Origin of the sequence: Bradyrhizobium sp. BWC-3-1 (genome assembly GCF_032917965.1) — a bacterium.
GTDB lineage: Bacteria > Pseudomonadota > Alphaproteobacteria > Rhizobiales > Xanthobacteraceae > Bradyrhizobium > Bradyrhizobium canariense_D.
This window is the reverse complement of the sequence record NZ_CP136625.1, coordinates 7921414-7947776: the sequence shown is the minus strand read 5'-3', so window position 1 is coordinate 7947776 and position 26363 is coordinate 7921414. Positions and strand designations below refer to the sequence as shown.

Annotated in this window: 25 protein-coding genes and 3 pseudogenes; 26 read left to right on the top strand and 2 right to left on the bottom strand. The window is 58.6% G+C overall.

Annotated elements, in window-relative coordinates:
- Window positions 1–109: 109 nt before the first annotated feature.
- The 8 genes and pseudogenes from nifE (at window position 110) to RX329_RS38120 (ending at window position 7987) form a co-directional block, all read left to right on the top strand.
- A complete protein-coding gene (gene nifE, locus RX329_RS38155) occupies window positions 110–1753 on the top strand; it encodes a nitrogenase iron-molybdenum cofactor biosynthesis protein NifE (RefSeq protein WP_317245390.1) in 1644 nt (547 codons plus the stop codon).
- Between the two features lie 5 nt (window positions 1754–1758).
- Window positions 1759–3141, top strand: a complete 1383-nt coding sequence (gene nifN, locus RX329_RS38150; protein WP_007600021.1) for a nitrogenase iron-molybdenum cofactor biosynthesis protein NifN — start codon at window positions 1759–1761, stop codon at window positions 3139–3141.
- Between the two features lie 22 nt (window positions 3142–3163).
- Entirely contained in the window at window positions 3164–3559 is a 396-nt protein-coding gene (nifX, locus tag RX329_RS38145) for a nitrogen fixation protein NifX (protein WP_085394603.1), read from the top strand.
- Window positions 3560–3569: 10 nt separating this feature from the next.
- Window positions 3570–4040 (top strand): annotated as a pseudogene (locus RX329_RS38140) (NifX-associated nitrogen fixation protein).
- 7 nt (window positions 4041–4047) lie between these two features.
- The gene (locus RX329_RS38135; RefSeq protein WP_007600023.1) at window positions 4048–4248 is read left to right on the top strand and encodes a CCE_0567 family metalloprotein; all 201 of its coding nucleotides are present in this window, start codon (window positions 4048–4050) and stop codon (window positions 4246–4248) included.
- Window positions 4249–4261: 13 nt separating this feature from the next.
- Entirely contained in the window at window positions 4262–4546 is a 285-nt protein-coding gene (gene fdxB / locus RX329_RS38130; protein WP_085394605.1) for a ferredoxin III, nif-specific, read from the top strand.
- A gap of 641 nt (window positions 4547–5187) precedes the next feature.
- Entirely contained in the window at window positions 5188–6348 is a 1161-nt protein-coding gene (locus tag RX329_RS38125) for a TlpA disulfide reductase family protein (protein ID WP_317246485.1), read from the top strand.
- A gap of 752 nt (window positions 6349–7100) precedes the next feature.
- Window positions 7101–7987, top strand: a pseudogene (locus RX329_RS38120) (Asd/ArgC dimerization domain-containing protein).
- A 674-nt stretch (window positions 7988–8661) separates the two neighbouring features.
- Here RX329_RS38120 and RX329_RS38115 read toward each other — a convergent pair.
- On the bottom strand, window positions 8662–9252 hold the full coding sequence (locus RX329_RS38115; RefSeq protein WP_085394607.1) for a hypothetical protein: 591 nt from the start codon (window positions 9250–9252) through the stop codon (window positions 8662–8664).
- Between the two features lie 324 nt (window positions 9253–9576).
- Between RX329_RS38115 and RX329_RS38110 the strand changes: the two genes are divergently transcribed.
- The 10 genes from RX329_RS38110 (at window position 9577) to RX329_RS38065 (ending at window position 15648) form a co-directional block, all read left to right on the top strand.
- A complete protein-coding gene (locus RX329_RS38110; protein WP_317245389.1) occupies window positions 9577–9897 on the top strand; it encodes an iron-sulfur cluster assembly accessory protein in 321 nt (106 codons plus the stop codon).
- Between the two features lie 39 nt (window positions 9898–9936).
- Window positions 9937–10230 carry a NifU family protein gene (locus RX329_RS38105; RefSeq protein WP_317245388.1) on the top strand — a complete coding sequence of 98 codons (294 nt, stop codon included), beginning with the start codon at window positions 9937–9939 and terminating at the stop codon, window positions 10228–10230.
- On the top strand, window positions 10231–11442 hold the full coding sequence (gene nifS, locus RX329_RS38100) for a cysteine desulfurase NifS (protein WP_007600029.1): 1212 nt from the start codon (window positions 10231–10233) through the stop codon (window positions 11440–11442). It abuts the gene before it with no gap.
- Window positions 11439–11663, top strand: a complete 225-nt coding sequence (nifT, locus tag RX329_RS38095; RefSeq protein ID WP_007600030.1) for a putative nitrogen fixation protein NifT — start codon at window positions 11439–11441, stop codon at window positions 11661–11663. The genes nifS and nifT overlap by 4 nt, the downstream gene beginning before the upstream one ends.
- A gap of 860 nt (window positions 11664–12523) precedes the next feature.
- Window positions 12524–14077, top strand: a complete 1554-nt coding sequence (gene nifB / locus RX329_RS38090; RefSeq protein WP_317245387.1) for a nitrogenase cofactor biosynthesis protein NifB — start codon at window positions 12524–12526, stop codon at window positions 14075–14077.
- Between the two features lie 15 nt (window positions 14078–14092).
- A complete protein-coding gene (locus tag RX329_RS38085) occupies window positions 14093–14317 on the top strand; it encodes a 4Fe-4S binding protein (protein WP_007600032.1) in 225 nt (74 codons plus the stop codon).
- Between the two features lie 126 nt (window positions 14318–14443).
- Window positions 14444–14764, top strand: coding sequence for a nitrogen fixation protein NifZ (locus tag RX329_RS38080; RefSeq protein ID WP_317245386.1), 321 nt, complete (start codon window positions 14444–14446; stop codon window positions 14762–14764).
- A complete protein-coding gene (locus RX329_RS38075; protein WP_007600034.1) occupies window positions 14761–15000 on the top strand; it encodes a nitrogen fixation protein NifZ in 240 nt (79 codons plus the stop codon). The genes RX329_RS38080 and RX329_RS38075 overlap by 4 nt, the downstream gene beginning before the upstream one ends.
- Before the next feature lie 11 nt (window positions 15001–15011).
- Complete coding sequence (locus tag RX329_RS38070) at window positions 15012–15371, top strand: hypothetical protein (RefSeq protein ID WP_007600036.1); 360 nt, start codon at window positions 15012–15014, stop codon at window positions 15369–15371.
- A 10-nt stretch (window positions 15372–15381) separates the two neighbouring features.
- The gene (locus tag RX329_RS38065; RefSeq protein ID WP_085394612.1) at window positions 15382–15648 is read left to right on the top strand and encodes a hypothetical protein; all 267 of its coding nucleotides are present in this window, start codon (window positions 15382–15384) and stop codon (window positions 15646–15648) included.
- 1793 nt (window positions 15649–17441) lie between these two features.
- Here RX329_RS38065 and RX329_RS38060 read toward each other — a convergent pair.
- Window positions 17442–17996 carry a peroxiredoxin gene (locus RX329_RS38060; RefSeq protein WP_317245385.1) on the bottom strand — a complete coding sequence of 185 codons (555 nt, stop codon included), beginning with the start codon at window positions 17994–17996 and terminating at the stop codon, window positions 17442–17444.
- A 530-nt stretch (window positions 17997–18526) separates the two neighbouring features.
- Here RX329_RS38060 and nifH point away from each other — a divergent pair.
- The 8 genes and pseudogenes from nifH to RX329_RS38020 all read left to right on the top strand — a co-directional run bounded on the left by nifH (window position 18527) and on the right by RX329_RS38020 (window position 26266).
- The gene (gene nifH / locus RX329_RS38055) at window positions 18527–19417 is read left to right on the top strand and encodes a nitrogenase iron protein (RefSeq protein ID WP_007600043.1); all 891 of its coding nucleotides are present in this window, start codon (window positions 18527–18529) and stop codon (window positions 19415–19417) included.
- Window positions 19418–19483: 66 nt separating this feature from the next.
- Complete coding sequence (locus tag RX329_RS38050) at window positions 19484–20212, top strand: nitrogen fixation protein NifQ (RefSeq protein ID WP_317245384.1); 729 nt, start codon at window positions 19484–19486, stop codon at window positions 20210–20212.
- 162 nt (window positions 20213–20374) lie between these two features.
- Window positions 20375–20804 (top strand): annotated as a pseudogene (locus RX329_RS38045) (homocitrate synthase); the annotation flags it as partial.
- Window positions 20805–20910: 106 nt separating this feature from the next.
- Entirely contained in the window at window positions 20911–21243 is a 333-nt protein-coding gene (gene nifW / locus RX329_RS38040) for a nitrogenase stabilizing/protective protein NifW (protein ID WP_317245383.1), read from the top strand.
- 1148 nt (window positions 21244–22391) lie between these two features.
- The gene (locus RX329_RS38035) at window positions 22392–23507 is read left to right on the top strand and encodes an electron transfer flavoprotein subunit alpha/FixB family protein (protein WP_410706228.1); all 1116 of its coding nucleotides are present in this window, start codon (window positions 22392–22394) and stop codon (window positions 23505–23507) included.
- Between the two features lie 11 nt (window positions 23508–23518).
- Entirely contained in the window at window positions 23519–24826 is a 1308-nt protein-coding gene (locus RX329_RS38030) for an FAD-binding protein (protein WP_317245382.1), read from the top strand.
- 40 nt (window positions 24827–24866) lie between these two features.
- Entirely contained in the window at window positions 24867–25163 is a 297-nt protein-coding gene (locus tag RX329_RS38025; RefSeq protein WP_007600062.1) for a ferredoxin family protein, read from the top strand.
- Window positions 25164–25735: 572 nt separating this feature from the next.
- Window positions 25736–26266, top strand: coding sequence for a hypothetical protein (locus tag RX329_RS38020; protein ID WP_245285976.1), 531 nt, complete (start codon window positions 25736–25738; stop codon window positions 26264–26266).
- Window positions 26267–26363: the final 97 nt, after the last annotated feature.

Sequence of the window (26363 nt, the reverse complement as noted above, 5' to 3'; positions counted from 1 at the left end):
CTCCCCGCCTCATCGTCCGCAGAAACAGCGGCGCTGCGGCGGGGATCACAGGTTCTCCGCCGGTCATCCTTGTGGTCTGCGGTGTGTTAACATCCCCGAGAGAGACACCATGACTTCGCTTCCCACGACCATACAGGACGTCTTTAACGAACCGGGCTGCGCCAGGAACGCGAGCAAGTCGAAGGTCGAGCGTAAGAATGGTTGCACCAAGCAGCTCAAGCCGGGCGGCGCCGCCGGCGGATGTGCCTTCGATGGCGCCAAAGTCGCGCTGCAGCCCTTCACCGATGTCGCCCATCTTGTGCATGGTCCAATCGCCTGTGAGGGCAATTCCTGGGACAATCGTGGTTCGGTCTCGTCCGGCTCCGATCTGTGGCGCAGAAGCTTCACCACAGATATGAGCGAGACCGATATCGTCTTCGGCGGCGAGAAGCGGCTGTACAGGGCAGTCAAGGAGATCACAGAGAAATACGACCCGCAGGCCATCTTCGTCTACCAGACATGCGTGCCCGCAATGATCGGTGACGACATCGATATGGTCTGCAAGGCGGCCTCCGCCAAATTCGGCAAGCCGGTCATTCCCATCAATTCACCGGGATTTGTCGGGTCGAAGAACCTTGGTAACAAGCTTGCTGGCGAAGCACTGCTGGAGCACGTCATCGGTACCGGAGAGCCGGATTACACGACATCGTATGATATCAACATCATCGGTGAATACAATCTGTCCGGCGAGCTTTGGCAGATCAAGCCCCTGCTCGATGAGCTCGGAATCCGGATCCTGTCCTGCATCTCGGGGGACGGCAAGTATCGCGAGGTCGCTTATTCGCACCGGGCCAAAGCCGCGATGATGGTTTGCTCAAGGGCAATGATCAACGTCGCACGCAAGATGAGGCAGCGCTACGGCATCCCGTTTTTTGAAGGCTCCTTCTACGGTATCGAGGATACCAGCGATTCACTCCGCCAGATCGCGCGCATGCTGATCGAAAGTGGCGCGCCGGCTGAGCTGATGGAACGCACGCAAGCCCTGATCGCACGCGAAGAGACCAAGGCCTGGGCTGCGATTGAACGTTTCAAGCCGCGCTTTGCCGGCAAGAGGGTTGTTCTCATCACCGGCGGTGTGAAATCCTGGTCGATGGTGGCCGCGTTGCAGGAGGCCGGGCTCGAGATCGTCGGCACGTCCGTGAAGAAATCGACCAAGAAGGACAAGGAACGTATCAAGGAATTAATGGGCCAGGACGCCCATATGATCGAGGACATGTCGCCTCGCGAGATCTACAAGATGCTCAAGGACGCAAAAGCCGATATCATGCTCTCGGGCGGCAAGTCGCAATTCGTCGCACTAAAGGCGGCGATGCCGTGGCTCGATATCAACCAGGAGCGCTGCCACGCCTATATGGGCTATGTCGGGATTCTCAAGCTCATGGAGGAGATCGAGAAGGCGCTCTACAATCCGATATGGGATCAGCTCCGCCAAGCCGCGCCATGGGATGAGTTCGACCGGAATCTTCAGGCAAGGACGGCTGCCCAGATGCATGCGCAAGCCGCGGATCCAGTTCGGGACCCGAGCAGGAACGGCGTCAGGACGATAAGTTTTTCCAATCAAGCTGAGGCCAGCGAGGGTGAGAGCGCGATTGCGGCGCATGGCCCGAAGCTCGCCGAGCCCAACAAGCCGTGCGCCAGTTCCAGCGGGCGGTGCATTGCTTGTAAGGACACTCCGTCCGATCTCCAGCCGCCGGCATTGCAGGCGGCGGAGTAGGGGACATGGCGATCGTCACTACCTCGAAGAAAGCCTGTTCGGTCAATCCGCTCAAGATGAGTCAGCCGATCGGCGGCGCGTTTGCCTTCATGGGGTTGCGCGGCGCGATGCCGCTTTTGCACGGCCCGCAAGGTTGCGCCTCCTTTGGGCTGACGCTGTTCGTGCGCCATTTCAATGAAGCCGTGCCGATGCAGACAACTGCTATGAGCGAGGTTGCGACCGTGCTCGGCGGCCACGAGAATCTCGAACAGGCAATCCTCAACATCTACAATCGCATCGAGCCCGAGATCATTGGCATCAATTCAACTGGGGTCACTGAAACCAACGGCGATGACGTCGAAGCCTTCATCCGGTTGATCCGACAGAAGCACCCGCAGCTCGAAAAGCTCCCCCTTGTCTACGTCTCGACTCCGGATTTCAAGGATGCCTTGCAGGATGGCTGGGGCAAGACGGTGGCGCGGATGATCGAGGTGCTTGTGACTCCGTTCGACCCAGCGAGACCGCGCGATGCGTCCCGCGTTAACGTGCTACCTGGGTGCCACCTCACGCCCGGCGACCTCGACGAGCTTCGCACGATCTTTGAGGATTTCGGTCTCAAGCCCTCCTTCCTGCCGGACCTTGCAGGTTCGCTGGACGGCCACATCCCCGACGAATTCACGCCGACTACGATCGGGGGGATTGGAGTGGACGAAATTGCGACTATGGGGCAGGTGGCCTGGACGATCGCGATCGGCGCGCAAATGCGCCGTGCGGCCGAGACCATGCAGGTGCGGACAGGCGCGCCGTTCCGTCTATTCGAGCGGCTCTGTGGCCTTATCCCAAACGACGAATTTATGGCGTTCTTGAGCCAGATCACCGGCCGGTCAGTACCCTCGAAGTATCGCCGGCAGCGTGGACAGCTGGCAGACGCCATGCTGGATGCTCATTTCCATATCGGCGGCCGCAAGCTCGCGATCGGCGCCGAGCCGGACTTGCTATTTGATCTCTCCAGCTCGCTCCATGAGATGGGGGCGCAGGTCACTGCTGCGGTGACGACGACGAACTCACCGGTGCTGCAGCGTGTCAGGACCGAGGACGTCCTGATCGGCGATCTGGAGGATCTTGAAGAGCTTGCCAGGACGCGTGACTGCGACCTCTTGATGTCCCATTCACATGGTCGCCAGGCGGCTTCGCGACTCAATGTTCCATTCTTCCGGGTGGGCTTTCCCATGTTCGATCGCCTTGGCGCTGCGCACCTCACAATGGTTGGTTATCGCGGCACGCGCGACCTGATCTTTGACATCGCCAATCTCATTATCACCGACCGAGAGATCAACCATCGGCCGACGCCTGACAGCTGGCGATTCACCAACTCTGGCCTGCAGGTCGTTTCGCCTCGGTTGCATTGAGCAGGGAGAGAAAACAACACGGATGAAAGTTGCATTTGCCACTCAGGACTTGAAGCATGTCGATGCGCACTTCGGCTGGGCCAAGAACATCGCGATCTACGAGGTCGGCCCGGAGGGGCATCGGTTTATTGAGGCGATCCAGTTCGGTGGTGACCTCACGGAAGACGGCAATGAGGATAAGCTAGCGCCCAAGATCGAGGCGATCAGGGACTGCGCAATCCTCTATGTTGCGGCGATCGGCGGCTCGGGTGCTGCACGAGTCGTCGCGAGCAAGATCCATCCGATGAAGGTGCTGCAACCAGAGCCCATCGATGAACTTTGCGTCAAACTCGAAACCGTGCTGAAGGGCTCGCCGCCGCCCTGGCTCCGAAAGCTGCTCGCCAAAGACCCGGAACGTACAGTGGATTTCGAAACCTGAAGGAACGAGGATGGGAGATACGTCCGAAGTCACTCCAGCCCCCGCGGCGGCGGAGCCGCCATTTCTGAAAGAGCTCGTCAAGATCTGGCGCGCCCAGGACTCCCACGGTGCCTGAGAGGGCAAGGAGGATCTCGATTTGCTCGAACCCTACGTTCTCGACAAGCACAAGCGCCGTGCGCTGCCTATTGTCGGCAATCCCGACCCCGCGACGACATGGCGGCTGGAGCTGTTCTTTCACGCGGTTGCGCTCTCGATCGAGAAGGCGACCGGAGTGATGATCTCCCCAATGCTGAAGATGCACAACGAAGGGTTCGGTCGGATCGTCTTGATCGGCGGCCGGCTCGTTGTCGTGAGCAAGCAGCTGCGCGACGTACATCGCTTTGGTTTCGACCATTTCTCTGATCTCGCTGATCAAGGCGACAAATTCGTCAATAGTGGCGTTGAGATGATCCGTAAGTTCCCGGAAGTGGCGAATTATTGAGGCAAGCATGAGCGATGTTGAAGCGCTGAAAGCGGAAATAAAGAAGCTGTCGGCGAAGGCGACCCAAGCCAAGATGGACCTCCACGACCTCTCCGAGGAGCTGCCGGTCAACTGGTGCTCGATCCTGAGTGTGGCGCAGAAGGCCCACGCTGCCTTCAGCGAGCTCGAAAGCAAGCGCCAAAATCTCCAAGCGCTAGACAAAGCATAGCGGATCTCAAGCCATGTCATTTAGGACCCGAGACGGCCGCAGTTGGGAGCCGGATTACCTGGTTTCTATCGATCTCAAGAAGTGCATCGGCTGCGGCCGCTGCTATAAGGTTTGCGGCCGCGAGGTCATGACGCTGAAGGGGCTAAGCGAGGCTGGCCAAATCATCGATCTCGATGAGGAGGACGATGAGCTCGAAAAAAAAATCATGGTGCTGAATGACGAAGGCGCTTGCATCGGCTGCAGCGCCTGCGCGCGGGTGTGTCCAACAAACTGTCAGACGCACGCGCCACGGGGTTGAAGCGACTTTCTTCGCTATCAACCCAGCTTTCCTGAGCTGACCGTGCCCGAACATGGACTATTGGCTGTCCTTCGGGGGGATCGGTCAAATGATCAAATGACACGACCGCGCCGTCTCGTGCTCGCGGACCACAGTAACCACGGCGCAAGGAGTTGATGGGCTAGGTGACTTTGGTTGCGAATTCTGCATGGTTTCAGTGCGGCAGAAATGCTCGTGAGTAGCCTGTCGGCTGGCTAGCATCGCCTTGTTCAGGGCTGCGCGCGCAGTCTCCGCCTTTGCGCCAGATCAACAGACACTCGGCAGGCGATGTGAGCGGCCTTGGGCACCCCGGCTAGATCGCGCGGCAGTTAAGGGGTGATCCTTAACTCGCTCAGCGCCCTGAGCCCGCCGCCGAGCGTTACGGCGAAGCCTACGTCGCGGCTCGGGGATGCGCATTCGCGTTTTGGTGACCGGAAGGGCGCGATGCGTGCCCGAAATCTAACGCTCACGCAAAGCATGTCAGTCTACAGTGGACCTATTGGGCGTGTGGATGTTTCTCAAAGCTTTTTCATGTGCTTAGTGCGCGCGGGGCGCCTGGCACGGTGATTGCTAACTCAGTGTAAAGACAAGCTCTCGCAACAACTGACTTTGGAGAAGAAATGATGGTGCTGTGCATGGCGACCCCGGCTCCTTCGCTCAAAGTCGAGAACTGGCTGCGTGGCGCCCCCCTTACGAAGTTCCAGCCAGGGGGAGTGTACATCGTCGAATTTTGGGCAAGTTGGTGCGGTCCATGTGAGGAGGCGATGCCCCATCTCATTGAGCTGCAAGCAAAATACAAAGACGAGGGGCTTGAGGTCGTCGGAGTCGCAGCTAGCGAACAAGCACCAACGGCGGATGAGGCTCGTACCAAGCTGGACGTATGGTTGACTGAGAAGTTCTCAAATTTGAACTATCGAATCGGGTTCGACAGTACGGGCGAAATGAACAAGCTTTGGATGGATGCCAGCTCATCTGTTGGGATTCCGACATCGTTCGTCGTCGATCGCGACGGCCACATTGCCTATATCGGTCATCCGATCACACTCGACGACGTCTTACCGAAAATAATAAACGGCACTTGGCGCAGCAGCTATCAAGCTAAATTCGCTGATGCGAAACGGATTGCGGAAGGCCAGCGCCTAGCGCGCGAACGCTCAATGCACCGGAGAATTGGAGCGGCGATGGAAGCAAAGGACTGGCCGACAGCGCTATTAGCCGTCGAAGAGGGCATTGCCGCGACGCCGGACAATCTCCACTTCCGGGAGATTCATGCGCATCTGTTGCTTCACAAAATGCGCGACACGGCGACTGGTTTCCAGGTCTTACGCCAACTGGTTCGAGATGCGATTGAGACACAGTCAGAGGCTTTGAGTGCGCTGGTTGGCGCGATGAGGCAACTCTTTGATGCGGAGAACGACAACACGCACCTCCCGCGTGCGGAACGCTTTGCGATCGGCAGGGATGTTTCGGAACATATCCTCAATCCTGGGCAGGCCTTCGGCGGCCTCAACTGCTCTTCCTATATGGTGGTCGCTCAGTACTACCACGAGAGTGGTGACAAGCAACATGCGATCGAGCTGATCGAGCGGGCGATGACGTGGCTAGACGATCCGAAAGCTATGCCGGAATTGCCAGCGGAGCGTGCGAAGAAGTATTATATGCCACGGCTGCTCCAAGCCTTGGTCAACTACAGGGACGAGAAGGTTTCTTGCGGCGGATCTTGTTCGGTTCCGCGAGAGAAGTCTCCTGGGGCTCCCAACGTCCAGCCGCAGGAGGAGACATGAAGAGAAATGTTAATCAGAAGACGCACCATCGGGCCCAATTAGCGCCTTCGAATCGCTCGCCACCAGCAGAATCATTCAGGGCGATTGCGACACGCACGCCACAAGGAAAACCTAGCCGACAACGAGCGATGCCACGCCCTGCGGCTCTTCGTTGCTGGGTGTCTCGTTAGTGCTTGTATTCAAGGGATGCCGGCTCCGCCGTTTTTACATACTCAGGTTTGTAGCTCGACACTATCGATCTGCTACTCACATCGAGCATTACTCACGCAGTTATGTTTGCCGTTTCCGGCACAAACCGCCCCTTCGAAGAACTTAAATGCAGCATCGAGGTTCGATCTGGCAGTCTCCTACCGGTTGCGCCGCCCCAGACGTCGATCCCATGTTCTATTGGGCTAGCATAATGAACAGAACGTGTTGTTCTTAAAAAAAGGAGGTGGTCGGTTCAGAAAATGCTGAAGGCGACTTGAGAGTGTCGGATCTCGAATGCGTCAAACCATCGATCAGTAACTCTTCAACATCAATTCTTGCGAAGCATACCGCACAAGTAGCGGTCATGCTCACGATCACCAAACGCGCGACCAAGACCACCACGGCCTTCGGGGCCCGGAGAGGCATGCGCGCCTACTCGTCCACTGAACGCACCAGCTCTACCGAAGCCCCGCCGCCATTGGTCCCGCACTTTTTTGTTGTCTGCACAGGCTGATCCGGAAGAGTGGAATCCGAGTTTCCGACCAGATCATGCTCAAACGGAAATGGAGGAAAATGTGAGTAACGATCCCGTGCTCGCGATTGTCGGCGGTCACCGGCGGCGGGGGGCGCCGAATTCTCGCCTCCACGGACAGCCGCGGCTTTCGCTTTGGCAGGCTGAAGCGCTGGCCAGCTCCCGCTCGCCCGGCAAGACGATGTCGTTCTGGAGCAAGGGCGTCGTGATCGAGGAGCTGACGACATCGCCCTGTTCTCGGACGGCAACGGCATCTCCAAAACGGACGCGCCGATCGCGGTCAGGGCAGGCGCTGTCGTGGTCGACAACTCCTCCGCTTTCCGAATGGATCCGAACTTGCCGCTGGTGATCCTCGAGATCAATGCGGGCCGCGTCCGCGACCGCAAGGGCATCATCGCACCAGAAGAATCGCATCAAGCGCGTGATAAGCGCAACTTAGCGGGTCACCAGCGGGGCCGGCGCCGCTGCGAAGGAAAAGGTTCCTGAAATTCACGCGTGTCAATCTCAATTGCCAACTTTCAAGATCTTCTCGGACGGGATAATCGTGACTGGTGTGACCTGCATCCGCGTACCCGTGCTGCGCGCCCATCAACTTCGAATGCGAGAAGCCGATCAGCGAGGAGCATGTGCGCCCAATCATGGCGCAAGCGCCCGGCGTGAAGGTCGTCCGACCGCACCAAAAACGAGGTCCGATACCAATCGCCGCCGCTGGCCAGGGTGATGTTCTGGTCGGCCGCATCCACAAGGACCTCAGCGATCCCTCAGGGCATCCGACCTCGATGTTCGTTGCGGCGGATCAACTGCTCAAAGGCCGCGGCGTTGCACGCCATGCAGATCGCAAGGGCTGTTGCTGGGCCTGTAATCAGGCGCACGCCCGAGACGATAGGTCTAAGCCTGCGTGGCCGAAGCCGAGGCTGACGGGAAGTCCACCCGCCTGCTCGACCTGCGGGTGCTGCTGATTACCGCGACGGGTACTCGGGCACTCCTACACAGTTGCCAGCACCTCCACCCCTTTGGCGACCACTCCGTCCTCCACACTCCCTGCGGCGGATTCTGTCAGGCGATTTCGCACGTACGCTACCGCGCATCCGGGTCGGCGCGAGTTCTGCATCCATCCGTGGTCGCTGCAGTGGCGGATGCCGCCGGCTTCCGCAGCACGGACATCGCGCACCCCCGGAATGTCCGGATCACCGCCGGCCCTTCCGTGAACCATCAGCATAGTGATCGCTCCTCGCGCGACATCTCAGCGCCGCCCAGGCCGGCAAAGGCCTGGAGCACAACGCCAAAGCCAATCCACACACCGTCGATCGGCCTTTGAAGTGTGACCGCGACCATGAACCGGTCAGACTTAGAATGTCCTGATCACGATAGACCCGCTCAGTCGGACCGTCGCGGTGAGCCGGCCACAGCGTGATGACGACAGTGCTCTTGGCCAACACACGACCAGCAGAGTGGGCATGTCATCTGCCCGAAAAGCTGGGCCGGAAGTGCATCGCCAAGGTTTGAAAGAGCCCGCCGCAGGCGAAGCGTTTGCAGTGAATCTCTTTGCGGCGGACTGTCGAGCTGGCGAGAAAGGGATCTGAGGCGATGCCTCAGACTGGGCGGTTTTCGCTTCTGTTCTTCACCGGCTCCATTTTGGCTAGGCCGTCCTCGTATGAGATCTCCGTGTATGATCCATCGAGTTCCTTGGCTGCATCGAGCAAGTAGTCGAGCCTTGCGGCGGTACCGAGCTTCTTGAGGTCGTTCTTGTCGATACCGGCGAGGTCCATCATCTCCTTCCATACGGTTGATTCGTTGCAAGGCAGAATGCGGAAGGTGATGTCGCCTATTTTTGTGCGGTACTTCGCGAGCAGATCAATGTTGTTGCAGAAGATGAAATAGCTGCCGTTGGGGCTCAGCCTGCCATCCAGCACCTTCGCGGCCTCGGGTAGATAAGCGAAGGAATGCAGATATCCGGCAAGGACTGGGATGGCTGGTTCGCCTTCTTGTGCAATTGCAAGAACTTGTTCGATGGAATAATCCGGCGGTCGTTTTTCGTCGGCGAGCTGGGCTTGGAACTTCAGCGCGATGTCGCCTCGAAACCCAAATCGCCCGGACTTCGTTGTTTCACTCTTAAGCACCGCATTCAGCAATCGCCCCTCCTTGTCCAGCGGGCCAAGAGCGGTGTTGTCGATCGAGGTCATGGAAGTCTCCTCATCAATTTGTGGTGTGCACGGGTCGCCCAATGCGACGTGCCCCTACCTTCCTGCAAGTTGTTTGCCGTCCGCGATGTCTGCAGCGACGTAGAGCGTAAACGGCGGCTTGGCGCGATTTGCGGGGATACCTGCTGTCACCATCACGAGGCCTCGCACGCATGACATCCTGCTGCCGGAAAACCGCCTGTCGCGAACCCGACAGGTCGCAAATCGAATGGTGGGCCTCTGCAATAGAAGCTGGTTTCATCTGCATCTCGACTGGCATGGGATTTGCCATTTGTGCTTTGCGAGAGAACTGAGAACGAGCCAGAGATGATCAACCTAACGAATAGCGCCATCAACGCACTGAAGGCCGCAATCTCCTCGACAGTGCAGCCGGCAACCGGTTTGCGGATCATGATCGAAGGCGGCGGCTGCCAGGGATTCACATATAAAATGGGTCTTGCTCATGAGCCAAGCTCCGATGAGACCGTGTTCGAGCAAGGCGGGATTAAAGTCTTTGTCGACAACGCGAGCCGGGCGCATCTCAACGGCACCACGATCGATTTCGTGGTGTCGCTCGAAGGATCAGGATTCCGCTTCGATAACCCAAATGCCAAATCGAGCTGTTCATGCGGCAAATCGTTCAGCTGAGTCGCCTTGGTACGCTTGGCAATGGAATGAGCATCGAACATGGGCCTGAAGGCTGAACCTACGAAGCAGTCTCGGACTATCGAGCCTTCCGATCGCGAGCGGATTGTCCGCGCCGTGCTCGATGAGAGTCGGCCAAGCCTCAGGCGCGATCGGGGACATTGTGAGCTCGTCGGAATAGACGGCGACAAGATCATGGTCGGGCTAACCGGCGCTTGCAGGGTATGCAAGCTTGCGGGCACGACGCTCGCGGCTATTCAGGCGCGCCTGATCGAGCGGCTCGGAAAGTTTGCCCGCCTGATCCCGTTCCCCGGAGCTGCCAAAGTGAGGGCTTAAATGCAGAGCGAACTCTCCGTGCGTCCGATTTACCTGGACAATAACGCCACGACCCCTGCACATCCTTTGGTGGTCGCCGCGATGCTGCCGTTCTTCTCTGGGCAATTCGGCAATGCGTCGTCCGGGCATGCATTCGGCATTGAGGTTGCACCCGCATTGACGCAGGCGCGCCGAAATGTGCAGGCTCTCATTGGCGCGGCATTCGATCACGAAATCGTTTTCACCTCCGGCGCGACGGAATCTGACAACACTGCGATCCTGTCCGCGCTCGCCGTGCAGGAAGGACGCGACGAGATCGTCACAACCGCCGTTGAGCATTCGGCCGTGCTGTCTCTTGCCGAGGAGCTGGGCCGACGAGGAATCAAGATCCATGTCATTCCGGTCGATGCAAGCGGTCGATTGGACATCGAGAGTTATGGCAATGCCTTGTCGGAGCGTACGTCAGTCGCCTCGATCATGTGGGCGAATAATGAGACCGGTACGATCTTTCCGGTGAAGTCCCTCGCCAAGATGGCGCGCTCAGTCGGCGCGCTCTTTCACACCGATGCAGTCCAGGCCGTCGGGCGGATTCCCATTGACCTGAAGACGACGGACATCGATATGCTGTCGCTCTCCGGCCACAAGCTCCATGGTCCGAAGGGCATCGGCGCGCTGTATGTCCGCAAGGACATTAAGTTCCGGCCGCTGATCTTCGGCGGCGTGCAAGAGCGGCGTCGCCGCGCTGGCACCGAAAACGTCCCAGGCATTGTTGGGCTCGGCAAGGCGGCGGAACTCGCGGCGGCACACCTCATACAAGATCAGATCCAGATTTGCGCCCTTCGCGACCGGCTGGAGCGCGGCATTCTCGCGCTCGGCGGTTGCATCGTGCTTGGTGATATCAAAAACCGCCTGCCAAATACCTCTAACATTGCCTTCGAGCGTCTCGAAGCGGAGGCCATCGTCCACCACCTGAATCGTGACGGAATTGCCACCTCACTCGGTTCAGCCTGCGCGTGCGGCTCGATGGAGCCGTCCCATGTCCTGCGCGCGATGAGAGTAGCGCCGGCGTTTTTGCGCGGTGCGGTTCGCTTCTCGCTCTCGCGAGAGACGGCGCTGGATGAGATCGATCGTGTGCTGCAAGTCCTGGCGCACATTACTTCCGAACAGAGAGCCCTGTTGCGTGCGTGTCAGGAGCGTGCGGGCGAGAGTTCGCAACCTGCAGAGCCCCTATGAAGGTCATGATTCGTCGTTCGCCTGAGACAGGCCTTTCGATTTATGTACCCAAGAAAGATCTTGAGGAGCCGATCGTCGGCTGGGAGCACGAGACGCTGTGGGGTGGTTGGATTAAAATCGCAAACGGCTGGGTGCTCGACCTACCGGCGATGGCGAGCGACACCACCCTACCAATCACCATAAACGCCAAGAAGCGCGGCGGCGAAGCAACCGAAAAATGAAACTCCGTGTCTATGGACGTCGTCCAACTGGGATGTCCAGGGAAGTCTTGGCGGGCGCGGTGAGCGCGTACCGGTCAACGCGACAGCCCATGCAGCCTTGTTCGGAACCAAGATCGTGCTGCCGCGCGCTGCCAAAGGCAGTATCTTGGCCGGGGCGCAGCATCGAGGCATCCGGCCAGCGGGATGGCGTTGGTGGGGAGGCCTTCGCGACCTCCCCTTTTCGGCGGCCGCCAGGCCGCTCGTTGCATTCCGCGCGTCTTAACAGCGTCAGGCCAATGGCTGGACTCCATAAGGTTCAGCTTTGAATGGTTGAGTCGCGCGCCGGCCCAGATCGCAGGCTCAGAAGTATCAACCTTCGTGATGATCCCTGACCCTGGCGAGCGGGCGTTTCTCTTCACCTGGTTGACAATGCCCTTCCGGAGCATCACGCAGGGGTCCGCGTGATCTTCCATGGCATAGGTCAGTCACAGGACTGCTTTCTCTGCTTCTAGGCTCGCCTTATCAACCTGTCCTTCAAAGCGCCCCGGACGTCTTTTCCGGATTGTGCTTTGCCTAGGCGTCACGTTCTGACGGAAGATCAACTTTCAAGCGACGCCACCCGCCTGCCGTTTGCCGAAGCCATAGCTGACGCTGCCTGCCGGGCCTCAAAACAATGGTGTCAGCGCTGTTGTGATCGCAACCCTTGTCAGCTTTCCAACATGAATTGATAAAGCTAACAATCGACCAGGGCTTAGCTAAGTACTTGAAAGCGAAATGTTAAATTCATCCTGCAGGAATGGCACGCCAGTTGCTCTTGGCTTTCCAGAAAGACTCTGGGGATGCTTGCCGAAAGGGTTCGGCTTGCGAAGAGAATTGGAACAATGAGTACTTCAGCGCAACACCAGGTATCCTGCGGCGGCGAGATCAGCGAGACCATGCAAGTCATGGCGACGCACAAGGGCTGCGGTACGATCGGTGGCAGCGGTAAGGCAAGCTGCGGATCTCAGGCTGGCATCGCCAATCTGCCAATTGAGATCTGGGAAAAGGTGAAGAACCATCCGTGTTACAGCGAGGAGGCGCACCACCATTATGCCCGCATGCATGTCGCCGTCGCACCCGCCTGCAATATCCAATGCAATTACTGCAATCGTAAGTACGATTGCGCTAACGAATCGCGTCCTGGCATTGTCAGTGAAAAGTTGACGCCGGTGCAGGCCGCCAAGAAGGTGCTGGCGGTCGCTTCCGCGATCCCTCAGATGAGCGTGGTCGGCGTTGCCGGTCCTGGCGATCCGCTCGCGAACCCGGACAAGACATTCAGGACATTCGAGCTCGTCAATAGGCTCGCGCCAGATCTCAAGCTGTGCCTCTCGACGAACGGCCTTGCGCTACCCGATCATGTCGACACAATCGCGAGACTCAAGGTCGACCACGTGACGATCACGATCAACATGATCGACCCCGAAATTGGTGCAAAGATCCATCCGTGGATCTTTTACGGCCACAAGCGCTGCACCGGCATTGAAGCCGCAAGAATACTCAGCAATCGACAGCTCCAAGGGCTGGAGATGCTCACCGCGCGCGGCGTCCTGTGCAAGGTCAACTCGGTGATGATCCCGGGGATTAACGATCAGCATCTGGTCGAGGTTAACAAGGCCGTGAAGTCGCGCGGCGCCTTCCTGCATAACGTGATGCCGCTGATATCGTCGCCGGAGCATGGGACCGTCTTCGGCCTCAGGGGGCAACGCGGCCCGACTGCACAGGAAGTGGTAGCATTGCAGGATAGCTGCGAAAGCGAGATGAGCATGATGCGTCACTGTCGCCAGTGCCGGGCCGACGCTGTCGGACTGCTCGGGGAGGACCGCGGCGCGGAGTTCACCATGGAAAAAATCATGGCGATGGACATCAAATACGACGAGCAGGCCCGGAAGGAGTATCAGGCTAAGGTTGAGAAGGCGCGCACCGCGAACCTTGTGGCCAAGCAGGAGGCGCTTGCGCGGCTCGCCAGCGCGTCCAGCGAAATCAAGGTGCTGGTGGCGGTTGCAACCAAGGGCTCGGGATTGATCAACCAGCACTTCGGTCATGCCAAGGAGTTCCAGGTCTACGAGCTCTCGACTTCAGGCGCAAAATACGTTGGTCATCGAGCAATACATTCCTATTGCCAAGGTGGTCATGGCGAGGACAGCAAGCTCGAAATGGCCATCGGCGCCATCAAGGATTGCCACGCCATATTCGTGTCAAAGATCGGCGGCTGCCCGAAGGCCGAATTGATCAAGGCCGGCATAGAGCCGGTCGATCGGTACGCCTGCGAGTTCATCGATGGCTCGGTCACCGCCTGGTTCAAACTCTATCTCGATAAAGTCAATGAGGGGAAGATCCAACACGTTGAAAGGGTCGATGCAGCGGCCCGCTCCAACGCGCTGACTTCCGCCGCCTGAGGATGGGTTCAAGTAATGCCGTTCAAGATCATCGCGTCGCAATGCACGGGCTGTTCGGCGTGCGAAACGCAATGCCCGAACCTCGCTATTTCCGAGCGAGCCGGCGTTTTCCTGATTGATCCTGAGAAATGCACCGAGTGCGCCGGCTACTTTGACGAGCCACAATGCGTGGCGGTTTGCCCCGTTGACAATACATGCGTGCTCGACGCGGCGCTGCCGCGTCACCAGGAGCCTGCTTGAGGGCCACGATGGATGTCATGACAACACTAGCGGTTCAGAAACTCGGGCGGTTGATGCTCCGCATTGACGGGCGGCGGCCGCGGCTGTGCGAGACGTTGTATCGAACTGTGGAACGGGGACGACAGCATGAGCAACATCGCCCGCGATAGTGAGATCGTCGAGCTGACGGACGCCCCCTTGTTTGACTATGGCGACAAGGTGCGGGCCAACCGCACCATCCGCAACGACGGCACTTATCTGGGCAAGGAGATTGGTGAGGTTCTGGTCAAGAAAGGTGAGCTTGGCTATGTCGTCTCGATCGGCACGTTCCTACAACAATTTTATATCTATGGGGTCGAATTCCTCGGCTCCGGCTATCGCGTCGGCATGAAAGGCAAGGAGCTCGATCTAGTCAGGCGAAGCCGCGAAGGCGAGGAGCCTTCCTTGCCAGGAGCGGCATCCCGATGATCGAACCAAGACTGCCAAGATACCAGTCAGGCCAACGTGTCAAGGCGGCGATAGATCTGCTCAACGACGGTTCCTTTCCCGACGCGTCGCCGGAAGAGTGTCTGGTCAGCGTCGGGCACGTTGGTGAGATCGTCCAGATCGGTCGCCATACGGAAGCGAACCTATTCATTTATATGGTCGATTTCGGCAAGCAGTTGGTGGTTGGCTGCATCGAGGCAGAAATCTCTGCACTCTAGGAGATTGCGGAATGAACGCGGCAATCATCAGGAGACATCATGCCGGCTTGCCTGCCCATCCCAACGAGCTCGACCGGTGGCGAATCGTGCGCGCACTCACGAAGCGCGAGCGCTACCGATATGTCTCGCCAGAGGTGACTGCGGTTCCTGGCGGCTATCTAGTCGAGAGCCCGTGTTGCTCAGGCAATATCAATGCGGAGGGTGGCCTCGTCGAGATCGCGCTGCTGCGCCACGACAGGACGGGCGCGGCATGGCAGCTGTTCCGCAAAGATCACGGTAAGGACGTCTGGGAGTGGCATTCGACTCATCAACGGCTTGGCTTGGCGACAACGGTTCTGAATGCCGATCCTGAACGTTTATTCTGGCGATGAGGATTTGTGGATGGTGCGCCAAGGCGAATTGACCATGATCGAGCAGACGCTCGCCGCTATTGACACAGGCTCTGAGCCCTGCCTGACGCTCCGGCAGAAATTTCCACATCTTGCCTGGATTTGTTGCGACGCCTCCGACATGACGCACACTCCGTTCCGCCGGTTTGGCCAGTTCGACCTGCATTTACTCGACTGCGGAGATCAATGTGCACAGATCACGAATGATCCGCGGCGCGCCAGCGGCATTGTGCTGGCCAAGCGCTCTGCCATGTCATGATCAAGCAATCGCCTGCCGGTGCCAGGCTCACAGGGCGCTAGGCCCGCGGGTTGTTTGCCATGCCGTCGTGCCCGGCCTGGCGAAACATCACGATCAGGTCGCTCGCTCGTTCATCGGGTCCATGACATGGGGCAGGCGATGGTTTCGCATCTTGTTCGCTGGGGATGGAATTTCCTGGCTATCTCTACGTGGCCCCTTCGATCAAGAATACTGCGGCGGTCAAATGAGGAAGAGCAAGCCGTGCTCGATCTGCTGACGAAGAAAACCTCAGCCGTCGCAGGATTCGCATTTGTGACTACTCGACCTAGTTCCGCAGAACCCCAGCAGGTATGAGAAGACGTTCGTTCTTCGCGCGGTAACGCCATACACTCGTGAAGGCCGGTTTATCATGCGCGGGAGCACAACGATCGTCCTGGCCGATCCAGCGCTACTCCGCGCCTGAATATTGCTCTGCGAAACGTCTTCTTGAGTGAAGTTGATGTATTTAAGCAAGAAGCGCTTTCGAGTTGTTTTTTGAAGGACCGAAACGATCATCCCTGTCTCGATAGCGTGCTTCCATGTTGAACCACCTGGCGTGCGTCGGGAATCGGGTTTGTCACGCGGACAAAGATACAGAAGGACAGAGAACAAATTCGCGTGTAGTTCATGTTCTTATCTGGAAGATAAAAGCCAGCTTGAATAGTTGCCGATGGTCATTGATATGGTAATGGGAAGCAGTTGCGGCGTTTTTTCAAAAACAAGGCGCTGGATAGATGTGCAAAGCGAAATCGGAGAACATAACGTGGCGAAAAGCACCAAGCGCAAAGAATATAGTAAGGACGAGGTCAAGCTGCTCAAGGCGCACTCAAGGGCCCGCACCCCTGTAGCTAGGGTTTCAAAGCTTATGAAGCGATCCGAAGGCTCCCTAAGGCAGAAAGCGTCTACCTTGGGGATTGGCTTGGGCCACCAGCGCTGAGATGGGATTCAGCTTCGGAAATCGACCGGCGTGATGATCGAGATCGTCAGGCGGCGTGCGGTTGCCGGCCAGTTGGTCGTCTCGGGCTCGGCGCCGACGGTTAGGTCGTGCGGCGAACAAGCTGACCGGTTTCTCCGTCGATCCGGTTACTTGACCTAAACCCGACCGATTGTCGTGTTCAATCAGCGACTCAAGCGAATCGCTCGTCGCAACGTGCTGCTTAGGCTCTGAATATAGATTTGCCGGGCCCGGAAAATACGGTGTGCGAGCGCGTCGATCGACGGCAGGCACGCCTCGTTCGCCGCTAAGCCATCTGCCGCTGCGTCCACCCTGCTCAAGGCGCGGCGACTGAAACCTAGAATGCCCCAAGAGGAGAGATTGGTACCCTCTTTCCGACCCGTGGGCGCTGGATCGACCCCTTGAAGTTGCATGCCGGTAAGCCGCAGACAAAAGAGAACCGCGGTCCGGCCTACGACGAAGTATAAGGAAATCCGGCGGGAGATGTGCGTCCGGCAGGCGCAGAAGCGTACAAGCGTTTGTATGTTCATGGGCAGCCGCGCTGGCATCCGCTTGTGTTCGAGATGATGTGAGGTGAGCGAAGCGGCCGTGAACGCTGTTCATCGTCGTGATCGAGACGTGGATATCGCCGCCGCGACGGCCGCGCGAATATCGCGGCGGCGGCGTCAGAGTTCATGACCGGTAAAGAGACCTGAATTGCGGGTCGCACGCGCTAGCAGTGTTTGCGGCAGCATCGTCTCACCTGACATCATCGAAGAACGATTGCGTCTGACGTCCCGCGGCCGGAACGCTCGTCCAACTGCACGATCGATATGTTGCCTCAGGCAATTTTAAGCGTGTCGCCGCCGATTTCGCGGTTGCAAGGGCAGAGCTCATCAGTTTGTATCGCATCCAGAACGCGTAACGTGTCGGTGGGGCTGCGGCCGACATTGAGGCTAGTCGCATAGACATGCTGGATCGTGTTCTCAGGATCGACGATGAAGGTATAGCGATGTGCGATGCCATCACGCGAGCGCACTCCAAGGCCATCGACCAGTGCGCCCTTGGTGTCGGCAAACTGCCAGATGGATAGACGGTGCAGGTCCTTATGGTCACGCCGCCAGGCGAGCTTGCAAAACTCGTTATCGGTCGACCCACCAAGCACGATTGCGTCGCGATCGGCGAAATCCTTCGTCAGGCGGGCAAACTCGGCGATTTCGGTCGGGCAGACGAATGTGAAATCCTTCGGGTAAAAGAAGATGACTTTCCATTTGCCGGGGAAACTTCTCTCAGTCAGCGTCTCGAAAGCGCTTTGCCCATCCTCCTCCTGCAGGTGAAAGCCGGGCTTCACGCCTATGATGTCGAACGGCGGCAACTTACTTCCAATTCCAAGCATATTGTCCTCACAACATCGGGTCACACGGAACATCGTTCCACGACTGAGCAAGCAATATGCCACCCGATCTGGCGGCAAGTGCCCGCCATGCCCGTCGTGGAACATTCGCCTTTGATGGTGGCGATGTCCTCGAGCCCGATCTGCAACATGTCGTCTCCTCAATTGTCTCGGGCGTAAGGCGCGGGATTTCCCGTTTGTGCTCCTTGGCCGGCGCTCGCAGTGGAATCCGAGCGCCGAGGCTTTGTCGGGTTTCTGTCAGAGCCCTTGCAGCTGTCCGGTCCGCCACAGCACGCTGGCGTCCGAGGCCACGCTGTTAGTCGAGGGTGATCAGAGGCTTAATGCAGGTGCGAAGGAAATGGCACGCCAGTTGCTAACTGGATGGAGCAACAACGAGCGAGGGCTGAGGGCACGCCGACGCTGATGGCGAGCGATGGCCTCCTTCCCGAAATTCGTGTGCCCATGATTTCTACGAGAGAAACAGGCTCGCGCATTCGGCGCGAGAAATTAGCAATCGGTTGATGGAGAGCAACATGTCTTCGCTGAGACAAATCGCGTTTTATGGCAAGGGTGGCATCGGCAAATCGACGACGTCGCAAAATACGCTGGCGGCCCTTGCTGAGCTGGGCCAAAGGATTCTGATCGTCGGCTGCGATCCCAAAGCGGACTCGACTCGCCTCATCCTGCACGCCAAAGCGCAAGACACCATTCTGAGCCTGGCGGCGAATGCCGGCAGCGTCGAGGACCTCGAAATCGAGGACGTCATCAAGCTCGGCTACAGGGACATTCGATGCGTCGAGTCCGGTGGTCCGGAGCCGGGGGTCGGCTGCGCCGGACGGGGCGTGATCACGTCCATCAACTTTCTGGAAGAGAATGGCGCTTATGAGGACATTGACTACGTCTCTTACGACGTGCTCGGCGACGTCGTCTGCGGCGGCTTCGCGATGCCTATCCGTGAGAATAAGGCACAGGAAATCTACATCGTGATGTCCGGCGAGATGATGGCGATGTATGCCGCCAACAACATCTCGAAGGGTATTCTGAAGTATGCGAATTCCGGCGGCGTGCGTCTCGGCGGCCTGATCTGCAACGAGCGGCAGACCGACAAGGAGCTGGAGCTTGCCGATGCTCTTGCCAAGAAGCTCGGCAGCCGGCTGATCTACTTCGTGCCGCGCGACAATGTCGTGCAGCACGCGGAGCTGCGCCGAATGACCGTGCTGGAATACGCGCCGGACTCCAAGCAGGCGGATCACTATCGCAATCTCGCGACCAAGATCCACAATAATGCCGGACAAGGCGCTATCCCGACGCCAATCAGCATGGACGAGCTCGAAGATATGCTTATGGAGCACGGCATCATCAAGCCCGTCGACGAGAGCCAGGTCGGCAAGACCGCTGCCGAGCTTGCCGCTATTTCGGCATAGTTCATGTTGTCGGCCTTCTCGATCCGGGAAGGCCGACATCGTCCACTCAGAAGCTGTGCGAAAGTTATGATCGGCACACAAGGAAAAACGGGCGACACGATCTCATCTCGCGTATCGGTAGCTCACGCCGCCGAGCAGCGCGACGCGAGTGAGCTCTACCAGCTTCTGACCGGGCGCCATCCGGCAGAAGTCGACATCAGCGACAATGATGACTTCGATCACCATGTGCTCGCTTGCATTCTGGCCACATCAGCCATGGATGGCGGCCAACTTCCCGAGCGGGCTGGCTTGACCAACCAGGAGCTCAATGCGCTGTTGGTGCAATACTTCCCATCCACCCCGGTCAGGAGCTATACCTGGCGCGATCAGTCCGCCTTACCGGCGCCTGACGAGACAGTTATGGTACGCGACCTCCTGCTTGCGCAACGTTCCACTCGTGGCGAGGTTGGCGGCTGGCTCGCGACGATGATCGCGCGGCGCGCCATGGAGCCTAATCACTTGTGGGAAGATCTCGGCCTGCGGAAGCGGGATGAATTGTCCCGTGTCCTCATGCGCCATTTCGGGCCGCTGGCGGCTCGCAATACGAAGAACATGCGCTGGAAGCGCTTCTTCTATCGCATGCTATGCGAAGATGACGGCCTGGTGATGTGTACCACGCCGGTCTGCACGGAATGCAATGATTTTGATCTTTGCTTCGGCGAAGAGAGCGGGGAGAGCCGGATGGCCGGACGTCGGCGGGATCATCTGCGCCGCCTTGATGACGCCGTCCAAGCCGTCCCAAGCTTGAAAGGCTGAGTTCATTATTGATACCCCTCTTTGGCGCCATTGCGGGTATATCCTACGAGCTTTCGGCCACCTGTCGCATGGCGGGTGAAAACAGGTCGGGGCAAACGATTGCGCGCACCCGACCCACGGGCCGAGGCGGCGTCTGATGATCGCGGGTTGATATCTGGCGGAGCCGACAACGCGCCGCTGAAGGAAGTTGCCGACGCACTCAGACAGCTCTGTTGCGTTGATACCGGCGTGCTGCTATCCGAACTGGGAAAAAGTCGCGGTCGTCGTTGCAGCCGCTGCGTCCCGTACCGTCCCGCTCAACAAGGCGATTGTCGACGAGCATGTCTTTACCAATGAATCCGGCATCCACGTCCACGGGCTGTTAAAGGACCTGGCGCAGCTACGAAGGGCTAGACCCGGGGCTGCTCGAGCGCTCCCCCCGGATTATGATCGGCAAGCATTCAGGGTTCGCCGCGATTACCTTGCTGCTATCGTGCAACTTTCTTTCGGCGCCGAGCAAAGCGAAACCATCCCCGCGCCCGTCCGCAAGCATGCCATCGAGCACCAAGGTCTGGTTGCGCAGGAAACGGTGGTGGCGATTTGGCGCGACATTCACGAGAGCTCGCTCGTCAACAGCGAATCAGCCACGCGCGTCGCGCGATCGGTTGAAACATTCCAGCCTGGTCGTTTCTGGGCGCGGATCGAGATGGAGGTTGAGAATGACGACGGATGGGATCCTTGCGCGATTGAACAAGGCCTCGGCGGCAGAGGATTTTTTTGCACTGCTCGGCGTCGAGTACGATGCGAAAATCGTCGATGTGGCGCGGCTTCACATCCTGCGTCGCATGGGTCAATATCTCGCAGGCGAGGAGTTGACTGGTGCATCTGATCCTGAGATCACCGCGCGTTGCAAGACCACGCTTGAGCGCGCCTATGCCGACTTCGTCACGTCCTCCCCTATCGAACAGCGCGTATTCAAGGTGCTGAAGGATGCGACCGCACCACAAGCGAACATGCATCCCGCATTGGTCCAGCTCGATTTGTTGGAGTGAATTGAGCTTATATGTCGTGCTCTGGACCGTGAAGGTCCCGAGAGCCTGACAGCAAGCCATGGCTTCGAATTCAAGCGGAAAGCTGCAGTTGCGGCCTCGCGGATCCGCAGTTCATCACCACGGCTCCTTAGGGGCCAATCACGACTCGCCGCCGATATTTCCATCCTTTCGAGCTGGTACGCAGGTGTGCCTATCTCCTGCAATCATGCGCCGGCAGCGGGACCGCACATGTTGCGCGGAAAACTCAGCAAGGTTCAGATGAGTGTCTTCTGTCGCATTCCGGACACGGGTCAGTACGGTCTCGAATGTTTCGACCTCGTGAGAGGCCGCCAATCCGACTTACTTCTTCAGTAAGATTTGAAATAGCGGCCAATTTTCATCGCCTGCGCAATTGGTACGACAATTGCTGACATATGCTCAGCTAGTTTGGAGCAGCGCATGCACGTCTTGGTTCGCATCGATTTTATTTTTGACGCCGCGCAGATTCGCGCGCGCTGCCTGCCGGCACCATAATGCGTCGCGGCGCCAAAGCGATGGTCGCATACCTGGCTGAGCTGAAAGGTGCGTTTGATTCGTGCGCCCCCGTTGGCCGATCCCTGGCCGAGGTTTCGCGGGGAGAGCCGTTGCTCAACAGCGCCGGCCGTGCGGCGCTGTTGACCGGGCGCCTTGAGCGCCGCCCCTCCTGTCCTCGCCAGGAGTTGCGGGCCTGTCGCTATGATCGGCAAGAAACAAGCGCACTCGGAGCAATGAGATCGCGCTTCCACCGGCAACGACGCGGCCGACAATCGTACCAGCCGAGCCCCTCGCAGGTCCTTGATCTGTTGCACCTCGGTTGCATCTCTAAGATGAGGAGGACCAATCGATCGGCACGCCTGACCGGCCCGGTCGGTGCCTTAGGAGTGCCGGGAACCAAACCGTCGTCCCAGAATGCCGCATCCGGAACGAACCGGAAGCGCGTGCTTCCGGGCTCGTCGTCAAGCTCCAGCAACGGCTGTATCGGCCCCACGCTGCTGCCAGGCCGTGCTGACGCGATGCCGGCCGGCGTCCGGCCCGACGCTTAACTGAAGAAATCTTCAAGCGCAAATTCCAACCTGGAGGCGGAGCATGCGCCGCTGGCGAGCCGCTACTGAATGCGAATGGGAGTACAGATGATGAGCACCGCACCGAAAAGTGCAGCTCCGGCCGCGGGTGGTGGTCGCGCGGCGACCAAGAGGGAACTGCCCGAGCGATTTAAGCCGTATAAGCACGTCTGGGTTTTCATCGAGCAGGAACGCGGGGTTGTGCACCCCGTCTCATGGGAGCTGATGGGGGCCGGCCGCCGGCTCGCCGACAAGCTCAATGTTGACCTCGCCGCGGTTGTCATCGGCCCGGTCGGGGAGACAACGCAGCAGGCGGTCGCCGAATCCTTCTGCTACGGCGCCGACCTCGCCTATATCGTCGCGGACAATCTCTTGGCCGATTATCGCAACCAGTCCTATACGAAAGCCCTGTCAGAGCTGGTCAACACTTATAAGCCGGAAATCCTACTCCTAGGGGCAACAACACTCGGCCGCGATCTCGCCGGCTCAGTGGCCACCACATTGCTCACCGGCCTAACTGCGGACTGCACCGAGCTCGATGTCGATGCCGACGGCTCGCTTGCGGCGACCCGGCCGACGTTTGGCGGCTCACTGTTGTGCACGATCTACACACTCAACTATCGTCCACAGATGGCAACCGTCCGTCCGCGCGTGATGCCGATGCCCGAGCGCGTGACAGGCGCCGTCTCGCGCGTCATCTCGCATCCGCTCGGGCTTGTAGAAGAAGATATCGTCACAAAGGTCCTGTCCTTCCTGCCAGACCGCGATTCTGCAAAGTCCAACCTTGCCTATGCCGACGTGGTCGTCGCTGGAGGGCTCGGTCTGGGATCGCCTGAAAATTTCCAACTTGTGCACCAGCTCGCGGACGTGCTTGGCGCCGAATATGGCTGCTCGCGGCCGCTGGTCCAGAAGGGCTGGGCCACCTCGGACCGACAAATCGGCCAGACCGGGAAAACCATCCGGCCAAAGCTCTATATCGCGGCCGGCATTTCCGGCGCTATCCAGCATCGCGTCGGCGTGGAGGGCAGCGACCTCATCGTTGCCATCAACACTGACAAGAACGCTCCGATCTTCGACTTTGCCCATATCGGCATCGTCACCGACGCCATTCGACTGTTGCCGGCATTGACCTCTGCATTCCGCGCGCAGCTATCGCCGCACTCGCACGACCGCATCGCTGGCTAGGGGAGCTTGTTATGATTCAGGAAAGATTCGACGCCATCGTCGTCGGTGCTGGCATGGGCGGGAACGCGGCGGCGCTTACAATGGCCGAGCGGGGTCTGAAAGTGCTGCAGCTGGAACGCGGCGAGTATTCCGGGTCGAAGAACGTGCAAGGGGCCATCCTTTATGCTGATATGCTGGAGAAGCTGATCCCGAATTTCCGAGAAGATGCGCCGCTTGAGCGGCATCTAGTCGAGCAACGCTTCTGGATCGTGGACGAGCGTTCGCACACCGGGATTCACTATCGATCCGATGATTTCAACGAGGAGAAGCCGAACCGCTACACCATCATCCGTGCCCAGTTCGATAAATGGTTCTCCCAGAAGGTCCGCGAGGCCGGCGCTACGGTGCTGTGCGAGACCACGGTGACCGAGCTCCTCCAGGATTCCCATGGCAGGGTCGTCGGGGTGCGCACAGACCGCGATGGGGGTGAAATCCATGCAGATGTTGTCGTGCTGGCCGAGGGGGTGAACGGAGTGCTCGGGACGGGTGCGGGCTTAAGAGGGCGGCCGAAACCGGACAAGGTCGCACTCGCGGTTAAGGAGATGCATTTTTTGTCGCGTGAGACAATCGATGCTCGCTTCAATCTCAAAGGCGACGAGGGGCTCGTCATCGAAGCGGCAGGAACCATCTCCCGCGGCATGACCGGTATGGGCTTCATCTATTCCAATAAGGAATGCATCTCGCTCGGTATTGGCTGTCTTGTTGCCGACTTCCAGCGTACCGGCGAGACACCTTACGGCCTGCTCGAGGGTTTCAAGCGTCACCCCTCCGTCGCGCCGCTCATCGAAGGTTCGGAAGTCAAGGAATATTCTGCGCACTTGATACCCGAAGGAGGGTACAGGGCGATCCCGCAGCTTTGCGGGGAGGGCTGGGTGGTCGTCGGAGACGCCGCCCAGCTTAACAACGCGATCCATCGCGAGGGGTCCAATTTGGCGATGACGTCGGGCCGTATCGCGGCGGAAGCGATCTGCCTTATCAGATCGCGAAAAGATCCGATGACGGCCAAAAATCTTTCACTTTACAAGAAAATGCTAACTGATTCTTTCGTGATCAAGGACCTGAAAAAGTACAAGGATATGCCGGCACTCATGCATACCCACTCGCAGAACTTCTTTCTCACATATCCGCAGCTCTTCTCCAGGGCGATGCAGGATTACGTGCGCGTCGACGGCACACCAAAACTCGAGAAAGAGAAGCTGATGCTGAGCTCATTCATCAAGGCGCGGTCTTGGAGTGGGCTGTTTAGCGATGCCCTGCGCATTGCCCGGGCCTGGCGGTGATCCAAACCTAAGACAACGACGAACGACGGAGCCAGAAACAATGCCGAGCGAGCCATCCCAACGTGTCGAGGATAAACTATTCTACAACCGTTATCTTGTCGATTCCGGCCGTGCCCATATCAAGGTGCGTCCGCACACCACGCCATCCTCGCGGCTCTTGTCGATGTTGAAGGCCTGTCCTGCACGGTGCTACGAGCTCAGCGATAAAGGTCATGTTGAGGTGACAGTCGACGGGTGTATCGAATGCGGCACCTGCAGGGTGATCTGCGAAGAAAGTGGTGATATCGAGTGGAGTTACCCACGCGGCGGTTACGGTGTCCTATTCAAGTTCGGTTAAAACTTCGGGTGAGAGCCCTGCCACGGCGGCTACGTCGTTCTCGCGATGCAACTAAATCACGCGTGAAATCGGCGTTAACCCGGTCACGTTCAACCGGTGTCCCAATCTTTCCATCTACCCGGCGGGCCCTTGCATGTGGACAAACGCAGTTTTCGGTTTCCGCTATAATATTCCCGAAGATAGCCAAAGCGAGCGGATCCGAAGCAAGGGTGCAAACGCAACGTCGTCCGTCTCGGATCTGGTCCACGGTCTGGTTGTCTTCCGGAATATCTGGCCGGTTTCGTCCTCCCTGGAAGGTTGGCGGTGATCCGCCCGCCGCCACCGGCTCGCTGCCTATCACCTACTGACGGAATGTTGGAAGCAGGCCTTCGCTCGCCGTAGCCACGACCCGACAACATGCCATCCCGCGCCTTGTAGACTAGAAAAGCACGAGCGCATCACGAAAATAGCGCATTCTGAGTCCTTCGCGCGACCGCCGGTTCCGCGTTCGTCAGGCGGACTGCGCGCATGCACCACACAACTTTGCACTTCCATTCCGCTGTATCGCCGGGATATATCGTCCGCCGGAGAGCATGACGATGGTTCGGGTACAAAAGAGCAGGGCAGGAGCTAACGCGTGGCGAGCAGATGCAGGGCGTGAGAGTTCGATTGGCGACATCCAGGCTCGCATAGTCGAACTGAGAAGCTTGCCGCGCGAGAAGCTCGCGGATGCGGCGTTCATGCTCTCGATGAATGCACGAAGCCAGCGCGAGTTGATACGAGAGGCAATCGAGAAGCGCGCCGCGGTCGAGTTGGACTTTGATCCGCCGGCGAAAGGGGATTTGGCGACCTATCTCGCCAATGATGTGGTCTCGACCTTACGCGACCACGTTGCTGAACTTCCGACCTTGATGGACCTCTTGGTTCAGCGAGCGCCTGACGTCGGCTTCACCGTCCATCGGGAGGAGGCCGTTTCGCTGCTCGCCGCAATCGTTCGCGAACAGCGGCTCGAAGGAGTCCTTGAAGGCCTCAGGCTCGCCGGCCTTCTGAACGAGCCAGCTAAGCATCGCCATGGCGGGTTCTGTTCAGAAGTGGATTTGGGGGAAGTTGCCGCCCGCACGTGAGTGGCGAGGGCGCTTTGAGGACAATCCCTGCAGATGGAATGTCTACAGGCAACAGCGACGTCGGATGGCGCCTGCTTGCGAGGTCAAAACCGCTTGA

Coding starts and splice junctions, on each gene's coding strand:
- nifE (WP_317245390.1), top strand. CDS start 110: ATGACTTCGCTTCCCACGACCATACAGGACGTCTTTAACGAACCGGGC.
- nifN (WP_007600021.1), top strand. CDS start 1,759: ATGGCGATCGTCACTACCTCGAAGAAAGCCTGTTCGGTCAATCCGCTC.
- nifX (WP_085394603.1), top strand. CDS start 3,164: ATGAAAGTTGCATTTGCCACTCAGGACTTGAAGCATGTCGATGCGCAC.
- RX329_RS38135 (WP_007600023.1), top strand. CDS start 4,048: ATGAGCGATGTTGAAGCGCTGAAAGCGGAAATAAAGAAGCTGTCGGCG.
- fdxB (WP_085394605.1), top strand. CDS start 4,262: ATGTCATTTAGGACCCGAGACGGCCGCAGTTGGGAGCCGGATTACCTG.
- RX329_RS38125 (WP_317246485.1), top strand. CDS start 5,188: ATGGTGCTGTGCATGGCGACCCCGGCTCCTTCGCTCAAAGTCGAGAAC.
- RX329_RS38115 (WP_085394607.1), bottom strand. CDS start 9,252: ATGACCTCGATCGACAACACCGCTCTTGGCCCGCTGGACAAGGAGGGG.
- RX329_RS38110 (WP_317245389.1), top strand. CDS start 9,577: ATGATCAACCTAACGAATAGCGCCATCAACGCACTGAAGGCCGCAATC.
- RX329_RS38105 (WP_317245388.1), top strand. CDS start 9,937: ATGGGCCTGAAGGCTGAACCTACGAAGCAGTCTCGGACTATCGAGCCT.
- nifS (WP_007600029.1), top strand. CDS start 10,231: ATGCAGAGCGAACTCTCCGTGCGTCCGATTTACCTGGACAATAACGCC.
- nifT (WP_007600030.1), top strand. CDS start 11,439: ATGAAGGTCATGATTCGTCGTTCGCCTGAGACAGGCCTTTCGATTTAT.
- nifB (WP_317245387.1), top strand. CDS start 12,524: ATGAGTACTTCAGCGCAACACCAGGTATCCTGCGGCGGCGAGATCAGC.
- RX329_RS38085 (WP_007600032.1), top strand. CDS start 14,093: ATGCCGTTCAAGATCATCGCGTCGCAATGCACGGGCTGTTCGGCGTGC.
- RX329_RS38080 (WP_317245386.1), top strand. CDS start 14,444: ATGAGCAACATCGCCCGCGATAGTGAGATCGTCGAGCTGACGGACGCC.
- RX329_RS38075 (WP_007600034.1), top strand. CDS start 14,761: ATGATCGAACCAAGACTGCCAAGATACCAGTCAGGCCAACGTGTCAAG.
- RX329_RS38070 (WP_007600036.1), top strand. CDS start 15,012: ATGAACGCGGCAATCATCAGGAGACATCATGCCGGCTTGCCTGCCCAT.
- RX329_RS38065 (WP_085394612.1), top strand. CDS start 15,382: ATGGTGCGCCAAGGCGAATTGACCATGATCGAGCAGACGCTCGCCGCT.
- RX329_RS38060 (WP_317245385.1), bottom strand. CDS start 17,996: ATGCTTGGAATTGGAAGTAAGTTGCCGCCGTTCGACATCATAGGCGTG.
- nifH (WP_007600043.1), top strand. CDS start 18,527: ATGTCTTCGCTGAGACAAATCGCGTTTTATGGCAAGGGTGGCATCGGC.
- RX329_RS38050 (WP_317245384.1), top strand. CDS start 19,484: ATGATCGGCACACAAGGAAAAACGGGCGACACGATCTCATCTCGCGTA.
- nifW (WP_317245383.1), top strand. CDS start 20,911: ATGACGACGGATGGGATCCTTGCGCGATTGAACAAGGCCTCGGCGGCA.
- RX329_RS38035 (WP_410706228.1), top strand. CDS start 22,392: ATGATGAGCACCGCACCGAAAAGTGCAGCTCCGGCCGCGGGTGGTGGT.
- RX329_RS38030 (WP_317245382.1), top strand. CDS start 23,519: ATGATTCAGGAAAGATTCGACGCCATCGTCGTCGGTGCTGGCATGGGC.
- RX329_RS38025 (WP_007600062.1), top strand. CDS start 24,867: ATGCCGAGCGAGCCATCCCAACGTGTCGAGGATAAACTATTCTACAAC.
- RX329_RS38020 (WP_245285976.1), top strand. CDS start 25,736: ATGACGATGGTTCGGGTACAAAAGAGCAGGGCAGGAGCTAACGCGTGG.